Origin of the sequence: Pseudooceanicola marinus, assembly GCF_002786295.1 — a bacterium.
In the GTDB taxonomy this organism is placed as follows: domain Bacteria; phylum Pseudomonadota; class Alphaproteobacteria; order Rhodobacterales; family Rhodobacteraceae; genus Pseudooceanicola; species Pseudooceanicola marinus.
Genome location: NZ_PGTC01000029.1, coordinates 228,906 through 240,076, shown reverse-complemented (window position 1 = coordinate 240,076; position 11,171 = coordinate 228,906). Strand labels below are relative to the sequence as shown.

The following is an 11,171-nucleotide window of genomic DNA, read 5'->3' as shown; positions in this document are numbered from 1 at the left end:
TGAAGCGAAAGGCAAGTCGAGCGCACTCAGGCGCAGTGTCATATCCGGGTTGCGACACCGAATATACTTTCGAGGTTCCGACTGTCTCTCTGCACCCGTGAGAGTGGGAAGGCGGGTTGGCACAATTGCTCCATGCTAGATCAACACATGGAGTGAGACATGAAACGGAAAGGATATGCTGCCGTCCTTGCCATCGCGCTGACAACGATTTCTCTAGGCAAAGAACTTGCCGCCGAGCCTTTTTCGCTCGCAAATTATCAGGCCTTCTCTGGAAAGGATTTCGGTTTCACCCTGTTCCCGCCCGGGCCGGAAGATCGTATCTATCTCAAGGCTCCTTCCCGAGATACGGCTCTTCAGCAAAACAGGCGGGCTTTTGTCGCCTCTGGCTCTCAAGTCGGCAGGCTCAGGCAGTTGATCGGCTGGGTAGATGCCGGTCCCAAGGACTACGACGCCGTACAGTATGGCGCACGTATCAGACCCGGCAAGCGGCCGACTGAAATGACGATTGGTGAGATATTCCACTGGATTGATCGCACCCCTGGCCAGCACCATGCCATCGGGCGATACCAATTCATTCCGACGACGCTGCACAGTGTCGTTCGGCAGGCGGGGGTCGATCAAGACACGCGGTTTTCCCCCGAGGTTCAGGACCGGTTGGCCGATATCCTTCTGGTGGATGCCGGATTGCCTGCATTCCTGGATGGGGAAATCAGCCGTCATCGCTTCATGGAGAACCTGGCCCGGATTTGGGCGGCCTTTCCCACGTCCAACGGACGCTCCCATTACCACGGCATTGCCGGGAACCGTGCTGTGATCAGTTGGAGCGAATTCGATTCTCACATGCGAACGATATTTTCGGGGGAACGAGGGCTACTCCTCGAATTTTAACAGGTTGAGTGGCAGCCTCGGCTGCCATTTGTCTTATGCGCGTGCTGGTATGGGTATACGGAAGAGTAGAGCGCCTATGCCTCAGCTGACGCGCATTCAGTGCGACAATGTGTGAAGATCAAGTCATGATCACAGGAGGACAAGCTAATGATCGTTCAGTTTCGAAATACCCGCCAAGCCGCTGAAGGCGCTTCCCGTGTTAACCCGCAGGCCATCGCGTGTGTGCGTCTTGGTGAGTATAGCACGGCACAAGGCGAGTTGGTCTGGGAGCACGGCGATATCGCATGCGTGCGAGTTTTCTCCAAAACTTTCGTCGGAAAAAGGATTTAGGTTGTGGGGTGTGAGCCTGAGGTAAGGGCTGCATAACTGGTGGTGGCTTCTTGAAGATAGGTTCCCTTGAAGAGCTTGGCGCGCGCACATTTCGGAATTCATGGTGTGCTTCTTTTGGGGATGTCACTAGAAATATACTTTAGGATCGACTGGGATGAAAAATAAAGTGGCCATCGTTGATGATTCTGATGTCGCTCGCGAGTTCACACGAATATGCCTCAGCGAACTTGGTTTTAGCTGTGTCGCGTCTTACAGTGATCCCAGGACGGCTTTGGAGGATCTATTAAAGGGAGAAGTCGAGGTTGATATAATCCTCACCGACTTTATGATGCCTGAAATTGACGGGCTGGAGTTTTGCAGACTTGTCCATCAGACGACAACCCATCGGAAGACCCCGATCTTGATGGTCAGTAGCAATGCCGACGATGACCTCTTGCGCAGGGCTCTTGAGGCGGGCGCAAAAGATTGCCTGAAAAAGCCCGTTTCTTTCTCGGAGATCGAAATGAAGCTTCGACGCTATTCTATTCTCTATTAATAATCGTTAGTCTAGGGGCGCTTAGCTTTGTCACGCAGTGTGGTTCATTGCTCTGTTTTAGATCCTGAATGACGCGGGTGGCGGACCTCAAGGCGCCCTGTGTCTTGGTGGGCGAGGACAGAAGTCTTCGAAGGGACAGTTGTCAGTAGGACTTTCACGATACATGGGGGCAAAAATGTTTGAATCCGCTCTTGTTTGCCATGAGACACAACTCCCCTATGTAAGCTGATGTTTTTATTTTATTTTTGGGAGAGATTATCGATTGTGGATCCAGAGGTCCCCCGTTCAAACCGGGGAGGCGGTACCACCTCCCCCCACTACGATAGCTCAGCCGTCCTTGCGGTGCGCAGGCCACCGAGGCCTTTTCGGTTGGCCGCTTCATTGCGGCATGGTGCCCCCGCGATGGACGCGAGGGCAGTTTGCGCGCTGTCCTCAGACCCGGTCAGAGCTTCTTCGCACGCAGCCGCAGGGCGTTGCCGATCACCGAGACCGACGACAGGCTCATCGCCGCCGCCGCCACGATCGGCGACAGCAGCACGCCGAAGAACGGGTAGAGGATGCCGGCTGCCAGGGGTACGCCGGCCGAGTTGTAGACGAAGGCGAAGAACAGGTTCTGCCGGATGTTGCGCATGGTCGCCTCCGCCAGGTGGCGAGCCCGGACGATACCCGTCAGCTCCCCCTTCACCAGCGTGACGCCCGCGCTTTCCACCGCCACGTCGGCGCCGGTGCCCATGGCGATGCCCACGTCTGCGGCGGCCAGGGCCGGGGCGTCGTTGACCCCATCGCCGGCCATGGCGACCGACAGGCCCTCACCGCGCAGTTTCTCGATCAGGGCGTGCTTGTCTTCGGGGCTGACACCGGCGTGGACCTCGTCGATGCCCAGCTCCCCCGCCACAGCCCGCGCCGTGGCCTCGGCATCGCCGGTGGCCATGACGATGCGCAGGCCCGCGTCGTGCAGGGCGCGGATGGCCTCCGGCGTGGTCTCCTTGATGCGGTCGGCCACGGCAATCAGACCGACGGCCTGTCCGTCGATGGCGACATACATCGCGGTCTTGCCCTCGGCCTGCAGGGCCTCGGCCCGATCGGTCAGAGCGTTGATGTCGACGCCTTCGCCCTTCATCAGCGCGGCATTGCCCAGGGCCACGCGCTGGCCGTCCACGGTGCCGGTGACGCCCTGGCCGGTCACGGCGTCGAAGTCCTGCGCGTCCCTGTCCTCGGCCCCGGCCTCGCGGGCGCCGGTGACGATGGCTTCGGCCAGCGGGTGCTCCGACCCGCGTTCAAGGGCGGCGACCAGGGTGAGGAACGCCGTCTTGTCGATCCCCTCAGGCTCCACATCCGTCAGCGCGGGCTTGCCCTCGGTCAGGGTGCCGGTCTTGTCGACCACCAACACCTCGACGGAGGCGAAGCGCTCCAGCGCCTCGGCGTCGCGGATCAGCACCCCGGCGGAGGCGCCGCGTCCGGTGGCGACCATGATCGACATGGGTGTCGCCAGGCCCAGGGCACAGGGACAGGCGATGATCAGCACCGAAACGGCGGCGACGAAGGCGTAGGACAGGGCGGGCGAGGGGCCGAAGGCCGCCCAGGCGACAAAGGCCAGGAGCGCGACGCCCACCACGGCGGGGACGAAGTAGGCGGCGACCCGGTCCGCCGTGCCCTGGATCGGCGCGCGCGAGCGTTGCGCCTTCGATACCATGTCCACGATGCGCGACAGCGTCGTATCGGCACCCACCGTCTCGGCCCGCATCAGGAAGCTGCCGGACTTGTTCAGCGTGCCCCCGGTGACCGGCTCGCCTTCGGTCTTCTCCACCGGGACGGGTTCGCCGGTGATCATGCTTTCATCGACGGAGGAGCGGCCCTCGGTCACCACGCCGTCCACCGGCACGCTTTCGCCCGGGCGCACGCGCAGGATGTCGCCCTGCGCCAGCTGGTCCAGCGGCACATCTTCCTCGTCACCGTCGCTGACCCGGCGCGCGGTCTTCGGCGCGAGGTCCATCAGGGCGCGGATCGCGTCCCCCGTCTTCTCCCGCGCGGCCAGTTCCATGACCTGTCCGATCAGCACCAGCACCAGGATCACGGCGGCGGCCTCGAAGTAGACCGGCGTCATACCCATGTCGTCGCGCATGGCGGCGGGGAAGAGGCCGGGCGCCAGCAGCGACACGACGGAAAAGACATAGGCTGCCCCGGTGCCGAGCGCGATCAGCGTCCACATGTTGGGCGAGCGGTTGGTGACAGAGGCCCAGCCCCGTTTGAAGAAGGGCCAGCAGATCAGCACCACCGGCGTGGCCAGGGCGAATTGGAGCCAACCGAAGGCGGTGTGCCCGATCCAGTCGGCGAAGGGGATGCCGATGTGGCTGCCCATCTCCAGCACGAAGACCAGGGCGGCCAGCGGGGCCGTGATCGCCAGGCGGCGCTTGAAATCAACGTATTCGGGGTTGGGGCCACTGTCGGCGGAGGGCGTCATCGGCTCCAGTGCCATGCCGCATTTCGGGCAATCGCCCGGGGCGTCGCGGATGATCTCGGGGTGCATGGGGCAGGTGTACTGCGTTCCCTCGGGCATCGGTTCGGGGGCGGGCACGCCGTCTGCGTAGGCTTGCGGATCGGCCTCGAATTTCTCCTGGCAGTGGGCGGAGCAGAAATAGACCTTCTGGCCCTCGTGTTTCAGCATATGCGCGGCGGTGGAGCGGTCGACCTCCATGCCGCAAACAGGATCGGTGGCAGTCAGATAGTCCTGCGGCGCGGCGCGGAACGTGTCCCGGCATCCGGAGGAGCAGAAGTGGTAGAGGTGCCCGTCATGTTCGGCGGTCGGCTTGTCCGCGTCCGGGTCGACCAGCATCCCGCAGACCGGGTCGCGGGTGATCGCCTCGTCGCCGTCGGCGGGTTGGTGGCTGTCGGGGTGGGTGTGCGCATGGGTCATGAAGATCTCCTGCCTTGGGGACAAACGGAGCGGAACCGGCAGAGGTTCCGGCTTCGTCCGGGGCGTTTCGCGTGTGTCGGGGCAGGGGCGGCGCCTGAGGCCGCCCCGGTGGGTGGCCTCAGGCCACCTCGATCCAGTGGGTCATGCCGGAGGCCGCGTGGCCCAACATGTGGCAGTGCAGCAGCCATTTGCCCGGGTTGTCGGCGACGAAGGCGATCTCGACCCGGTCGTCGGGCATCAGCAGGGCCGTGTCGCGCAAGGGCCCGTGCCGCCCGTCCGGCCCGGTCTGTCGGAAATGCATGCCGTGCAGGTGCATGGCATGGGGGAAGATCGTGTCGTTGGTCATCGCGATCCGCGCCGTCTCGCCGCGCGACAGGCGGGCAAAGGGCTCCGGCCCCAGGCCGACCTGACCGGCCAGGGCCCAGTACTGGCCGCGCTGCATCAGGGCGCGAAAGCCCATCTCCTGCCCCTGGTAACGGCCGGAGGTCATGCCCCGCATGGCGCCGCCCTGAAGGGGCATCTCCAGCAGCGGCGCATCGGCTGCGCCGGGCACCACCATGCGGGGATTGGGCGGCAGGGGCACGGGCGCCTCGCGCGGCGTCCGCGCGGCGCGGCCCGTCACTGCGACCTCGGCCAGCAGACGCCAGCCGTCGGCCTCGGTACCCGACAGCAGTCCTGCCGTGGTGCCCGCCTCGGCGGTGACATCGACGATCAGATCGATGCGCTGCGCCGGGGCGAGGATCAGCTGGCCGTCCACCATCTCGGGCGTCTCCAGCGGCATCCCGTCCAGCGCCACGCGCCAGCCGGTCAGCCCCTCCAGTGTCAGCACGAAGATGCGGGCGTTGGCGCCATTGATCAGCCGCAGGCGCAGACGGTCGTTCTGCCGGGCCTGCAGCGCGAAGTCATGCCGCCCGTTGACCCCCATCAGGTTTCCCATGCGGCCCGCGTGGCTCCGCGTCATCGGGTGGTCGAACCCGTCGACGAAATGTCCGTTGTCGGGGTTCAGCAGCCAGTCGTCCAGCAGCAGCATGTGATCGGCGTCGACGTCGGGCGGCGTGGGTTCGTCCACGATCAGGGCGCCCGCCAGCCCGCGTGCCACCTGTTCCATTGAGTTGGTGTGCGCATGATACCAGTAGGTGCCCGCGTCGGGCAGGTCGAAGGCATAGTCGAACTGGCCGCCCGGGGCGACCGGGTCCTGGGTCAGCCCGGCGACGCCATCCATGGCGTTGTCGATGCGGATGCCGTGCCAGTGCACCGAGGTCGGCACCGGCAGGTCGTTGACCAGCCGCCGTTCCAGCCGGCTGCCCTGACGCGCGCGGAGCATCGGGCCGGGCAGGGTGCCGTCATAGCTCCAGACCGGGGTGGCGCCGTAGGCCGGCGGGGCCAGTTGCACCCTGGCCTCCCGCGCGGTCAGCAGGGGCGGCGGCGTGGCGGCCAGGGCGGGGCGCAGCGCGGGCAGGGCGGCGAGGCCGGCGCAGACCGCGCGGCGGCTCAGGCGCAGATCAGTCGATGCCGTTGGCACGTTGCACCTCCCGCACGAAGGCGATGATCGTCTTGACCTCTCCGGGGGTGACGCCGGGCTGCGCGGGCATGTCGCCAAAGCGCCAGTGATGCGCCCGCACCCCGCGCGCGGCGGCGATGACGAAGGCCATGTCGCCGTGGTGCGAGGGTTCGTAGATCTTGTGGATCAGGGGCGGGCCGAAGCCCAGCTTGCCGGTGGCGTTTTCACCGTGGCAATCGGCACAGACGGCATTGAAGGCGCGCTGGCCCAACTGCGCGGTCGGCGAGAGGGTGTCGGGCAAGGTGATCTCGACGATGGGATCACCTTCGGCCGGGGCCGCGCTGGCGGTGTCGGTCTGGGCCGGCAGGGCGAGATAGGCGAGGCCGCCCAGGGCGACGAGGCCCAGGGCATAGGGAAGGGGGCGTTTCATGGGATGGTCCTGATGTTCCGGTTGGCGCCGCGCGGGATGCGCGGCCGAAGGGGCCCGCAGGCCCGGATCGGGAACGTCAGAGGCGTGGCGGTGGCGGGTCCGCAACCTGGGGAACGGAGCGCGCGGTGCGCGCGCTGTCGTGCCAGTGCAACCGGGCCGGCACCAGATCGCTGGCGGGGCCGAGAAGCTGTGGTGGGATCATCAGCGCGGCACAGACCGCTGCGTGCTTGCAGGGCAGCTGCGCCTGTCCGGCGCTGTCATGTCCCTGGTCGTGGTCGCTCGTCGCCCCGGTCTCGGGGCAACAGGCGGTCGCATGGGCGCCATCGGTCATCCCCATGCCCGCCGCATGCAGCGGTGCCAGGCCCGCGACGAGCCAGGCAAGGACAGTGATGAACCAGATCAAGCGCAACGGGCGACCCTCCGTCCCCGATCCTTCGCGCTTTGGCCCGGGCGGGTCAACCGGTTATGGCCGGATGAGGTGCGGGACACAGGGCCGCAACGGGGTCGCGGGAGCTGCGGCAGGACAATGGCCTGGGCGTGGTACCGGCGCCGGTCGGCCTTTGGGTGATGCGGGACAGGGAAGAGTTTACGCAGCGACATGGCGGCGCTAGCGTGCTCTGGATCCCGATTTGAATGGAGTTATTTCCCGTGAGCCTCGAATATCTTCTGACCGCTTTCATCATCTGCCTCTCGCCCGGCATCGGCGTCATCTACACGCTTTCCTCGACCCTGGGCGGCGGGATGCGCGCGGGGATCTGGGCCGCGACCGGCTGCACCATCGCCACCGTCCTGCACCTGATCGTTGCGATGGCGGGTCTGGCCGCGGTGCTGCACACCAGCGCGCTGCTCTTCCAGGCGATCAAGTTCGCGGGGGTTGCCTACCTCCTGTGGATGGCCTGGGGCATCCTGAAGGACCGGGGCGGCCTGTCGGTTCAGGCCACCGAGGCGGCGCCGGCCGGCAAACTGATCTGGCGCGGCATCTTGCTGAACATCCTCAACCCGAAGATCCCGCTGTTCTTCGTGGCCTTCATCCCGCAATTTGTGCCGGCCGGCAGCTCGGTCGGGCTGCTGGCGGAACTGGGGCTGGGGTTCACCGCGATGACCTTCGTCGTCTTCGTGGGCTACGCCGCGGTGGCCGCCACGGGGCGCGACCGGCTGCTGCAGAGCGAGCGGGCGATGACCTGGCTGCGCCGGGTCTTCGCCGGGTCCTTCGCCGCCCTCGGGCTGAAGCTGGCCACCGAGAAGGTCTGAGCGTCCCCAGCGGGCGAAAAGGCGTGGCCGGCGGTCCCGGTCGCGCCTTTGACGTTTCTGTCCCAGTCTTTCCCGCGCCCCTCAGGGGCAGACGATGACCTTTCCGTGCGAGCGGCCCGTCTTCATGCCCTCGAAGACCTCCGGCAGGTCGTCCAGCGAAATGGTCCGGGTCACCAGCGCCTCGGCCACGGGGGCACCGCTGGCCAGCGCGTCCAGCGCCGCCTCGTATTCGCGCAGGGTGAAAAAGGCGGAGGTCAGCACCGCGACCTCCTTCGACACCGCGGCGAATGGGATGAAACTGGTCTCCCGGGTGCTGAGCGCGAGGATCACGATCCGCCCCTTGACCCGAACCTGGTCGATGGCCTGCGCCAGCAGGGGCGGGGCGCCCGCGCAGTCAAAGACGATGTCGGCCTTGCGCCCGAGCGCCGCGTCGCTGGCCTCGACCGGGGCGTCGGGGGTGCAGAGGAAATCGGTGGCGCCCATGGCCAGCGCCAGGTCGCGCGCCTCCGGGTGGATGTCCTGCACGACGACGGCGGTGGCGCCCAGGCGGCGCGCCCAGAAGGCGGTCGCCAGTCCGATCGGCCCGGCGCCGAGGATCAGCACCCGGTCGCCCGCCGTCAGCCCCGACAGGGCCACGCCGTGTAGGGCCACCGCCAGAGGTTCGGCCAATGCGCCCTCTTCGGCGGTGACGCCTGCGGGCAGTTTGCGACACTGGCGCTCGGTGGTGGTGGTGAACTGGCCGTAGCCACCGCCCTGGAGGGTCATCTGGCTGCACCAGGCGGGCTCGCCCACGCGGCAGGTCTGGCACTGGCCGCAGCCGCCCAGCGGGATCACCGACACCTGGTCCCCGACCTGCAACTGCGTGCAGTCGCGGCCAAGGGCCACAACCTCGCCGGCGAATTCATGGCCGAAGACATCGCCCGGCTGCGCGCCGAAGGCGGGATCGTGGGCCATGTGCAGGTCGGACCCGCAGATGCCGCAATGGGAGACGCGCAGGACCACCCCGTCGGGGGCAGGCTCTGGCATCGCCAGGTCCTGCACCGCAAGGGGGGCGTCGAAGCCCTGGAAAATCGCTGCCTTGTTCATTTGAAGCTTCCCAATGCCATGCCGCCATCGATCATCAGATGCGCCCCGGTCATGTAATCCGATGCGTCCGAGGCAAGGTAGAGCGCCAGCGGCTTCATCTGGTCGGTTTCCGCCACGCGGCCCAGGGGCACCAGGCTGTCCCACTTGGCGCGCACCGTAGGGTCCTTCTTCAGCCAGCCGCCGCCGATGTTGGTCACGAAGGGGCCGGGGGCGATGGCGTTCACGCGGATGCGGAATTCGGCCAGCTCCAGCGCCAGGTGCTCGACCATGTGCTTCACCCCGGCCTTGGCGGGCATGTAGGGCAGCCCGACAATGGGTTCGTTGACCACCGCCGCGTTGGAGGAGGTGCAGATGATCGACCCGCCGCGGCCCGCGGCCTTCATCGCGCGCACCGCTTCGCGGATCGAGTTGAAGGTGCCGGTGAGGTTGATCGCGATGGAGCGGTCCCAGGCCTCCGGGTCCAGGGTGTCGACCTGGCCGTCGGGATTGCGGTGGCCCTCGGGGTTCCAGAACCCGGGACTGCTGTCGCCCCCGGCATTGGCAAAGAGAATGTCGAAGCCGCCGAAGGCCGCGACATGGGCGTCGACGGCAGCCGTCAGGGCAGGGCGATCGGTGATGTCGAGGGAGGCCGCGCGCACGCTGAAGCCCTCTTCGTCGAGGCGCTTCACCTCGCGGGCCAGGGCGTCTGCATCGCGATCGGCCAGGGTCACCTTGGCGCCGGCCTCGGCCATCGCCTCGGCATAGGCCAGGCCCAGGCCCGAGGCGGCGCCGGTCACGAAGGCGGAGCGGCCGGTCAGGTCGAATTTCTCAAGTGTGGTCATGGGGAGCTTTCCTCGGGGATCTTTCTGGAAGGGCGGGACCCGCCGGGCGCATGGCGCGGCGGGTCCCCAGGATCGTCAGGTGACGTCTTATTCGGCGGCGGTGGCGACCGGCGCGGCCTTGCCGATCTGGCTGGGCGCGGTTTCCTTCAGGAACATCGCGATCACGAAGGAGGCCAGCGACAGCCCCGCCATGATCCAGATCGGCGCCTGCAGGCCCACTGCATCGGCGGCGACCCCGGCCAGCGAGGGCGCAAGAACCCCGCCAAGCGCCTCGCCCAGGCCCATCGACAGGCCAAGCGCGGTGGCCACGTACCGCGGATCGACGCTTTCTGAGGGCACGGTGGCCATGAACAGCGGGAAGATCCCGTTTACGCCCCAGCCGATGAAGAAGAAGATCGCCAGCACCCAGAGCGACCCGTCGAAGTAGAGCGCGCCGAAGGGCAACAGGAGGCCGAGCAGGGGCATCAGCGTCATGACCGGCTTGCGCCCGTACTTGTCCGACAGGCCAGCAACCAGGAAGCTGCCGATGGTGGCGGAGATGCCAAGCGAGCCCATCAGCCAGCCCATGCTTTCCGGCGCGATGCCCCGTTGCTGTGTCAGGAACAGGGGCATGAAGGCCCAGCAGATCACCAGGTAGGACACCAGCAGGATCGACAGCAAGACGCAGATCAGCACATTGCGGTTCCGCAGCACTTCCATTGCCGAGGCCTTGGGGCCGTCGTGTTTGGGCGGCGCGGCGGGCTCATCCAGGTAGAACCACATCATCAGGGCGCACAGCAGCCCGGGCACACCGGCCAGGTAGAAGGCCTCGCGCCAGCCGAACATGGTGGCGAAACCGACCAGCAGGACGGGCGCCACGAAGGAGCCCAGCAGGTTCGAGCCGAAGTTCTGGGTGATCCCCTGCGCCAGCCCGCGCCGCTTGGGCGAGACCTCGGCGGCGACCATGGTGTGGGCGATGGGCATGAAGCCACCCTCGGCGGCGCCCATCAGGAGGCGCGCGCCCAGCAGGAGGGCAAAGCTGCCCGCAAGGCCCGAGAGCACCGAGCAGAGCGAGAATGCCACGGTCGAGGCGATCAGCAGCGTCTTGCGCTTGCCCAGGCTGTCGGACAACCGCCCGATGAGGAAGGCCGACACGGCCCAAGTCAGCGACAGGGCAGAGGCCAGCATGCCGATCTGCGAATTGTTCAGCCCCAGTTCGGGCTTGATGAAGGGCATGAGAAAGCCCAGGGCGTTGCGGTCGAAGAAGACCACGCCGAAGGTCAGGCTGAGAAGCGCGACCATGATGAACTGATACCGTGCGGACCGCTGCTTGCCTGCGCCCGCCTGTGACATGGTGGCCATGTCGTCCTCCCTGAATGTACTGTGGCCGAAGCCTGGATGGCTGCACCGGGCGCGGTCTCCTCCCCGCCCGGCGC

10 protein-coding genes are annotated in these 11,171 nt (G+C 66.4%); 3 read left to right on the top strand and 7 right to left on the bottom strand.

The features are described 5' to 3' along the window. Positions 1–159: 159 nt before the first annotated feature. Positions 160–888, top strand: coding sequence for a lysozyme family protein (locus CVM50_RS20505; RefSeq protein WP_085887249.1), 729 nt, complete (start codon positions 160–162; stop codon positions 886–888). Between the two features lie 484 nt (positions 889–1,372). Further along, entirely contained in the window at positions 1,373–1,753 is a 381-nt protein-coding gene (locus CVM50_RS20500) for a response regulator (protein ID WP_085887248.1), read from the top strand. Positions 1,754–2,195: 442 nt separating this feature from the next. Here CVM50_RS20500 and CVM50_RS20495 read toward each other — a convergent pair whose 3' ends face one another. The 4 genes from CVM50_RS20495 to CVM50_RS20480 form a co-directional block, all read right to left on the bottom strand. After that, positions 2,196–4,667 (bottom strand): heavy metal translocating P-type ATPase, encoded by a 2,472-nt coding sequence (locus CVM50_RS20495; RefSeq protein ID WP_085887247.1) that lies wholly within the window; start codon positions 4,665–4,667, stop codon positions 2,196–2,198. Positions 4,668–4,785: 118 nt separating this feature from the next. Further along, positions 4,786–6,189 carry a multicopper oxidase family protein gene (locus CVM50_RS20490; RefSeq protein ID WP_232618327.1) on the bottom strand — a complete coding sequence of 468 codons (1,404 nt, stop codon included), beginning with the start codon at positions 6,187–6,189 and terminating at the stop codon, positions 4,786–4,788. After that, the gene (locus CVM50_RS20485; RefSeq protein WP_085887246.1) at positions 6,170–6,598 is read right to left on the bottom strand and encodes a c-type cytochrome; all 429 of its coding nucleotides are present in this window, start codon (positions 6,596–6,598) and stop codon (positions 6,170–6,172) included. Before CVM50_RS20485 ends, CVM50_RS20490 begins: the two co-directional genes overlap by 20 nt. A 76-nt stretch (positions 6,599–6,674) precedes the next feature. After that, complete coding sequence (locus CVM50_RS20480; RefSeq protein ID WP_157792255.1) at positions 6,675–7,007, bottom strand: hypothetical protein; 333 nt, start codon at positions 7,005–7,007, stop codon at positions 6,675–6,677. Positions 7,008–7,246: 239 nt separating this feature from the next. Between CVM50_RS20480 and CVM50_RS20475 the strand changes: the two genes are divergently transcribed. After that, the gene (locus tag CVM50_RS20475; protein ID WP_085887244.1) at positions 7,247–7,849 is read left to right on the top strand and encodes a LysE family translocator; all 603 of its coding nucleotides are present in this window, start codon (positions 7,247–7,249) and stop codon (positions 7,847–7,849) included. An 81-nt stretch (positions 7,850–7,930) separates the two neighbouring features. Here CVM50_RS20475 and CVM50_RS20470 read toward each other — a convergent pair whose 3' ends face one another. From CVM50_RS20470 to CVM50_RS20460, 3 genes are all read right to left on the bottom strand, one after another. Then, positions 7,931–8,935 carry a zinc-dependent alcohol dehydrogenase gene (locus CVM50_RS20470; RefSeq protein ID WP_085887243.1) on the bottom strand — a complete coding sequence of 335 codons (1,005 nt, stop codon included), beginning with the start codon at positions 8,933–8,935 and terminating at the stop codon, positions 7,931–7,933. Beyond that, on the bottom strand, positions 8,932–9,756 hold the full coding sequence (locus CVM50_RS20465) for an SDR family NAD(P)-dependent oxidoreductase (RefSeq protein ID WP_085887242.1): 825 nt from the start codon (positions 9,754–9,756) through the stop codon (positions 8,932–8,934). The genes CVM50_RS20470 and CVM50_RS20465 overlap by 4 nt, the downstream gene beginning before the upstream one ends. An 87-nt stretch (positions 9,757–9,843) precedes the next feature. After that, complete coding sequence (locus tag CVM50_RS20460) at positions 9,844–11,097, bottom strand: MFS transporter (protein WP_085887241.1); 1,254 nt, start codon at positions 11,095–11,097, stop codon at positions 9,844–9,846. Between the last annotated feature and the right edge of the window lie 74 nt (positions 11,098–11,171).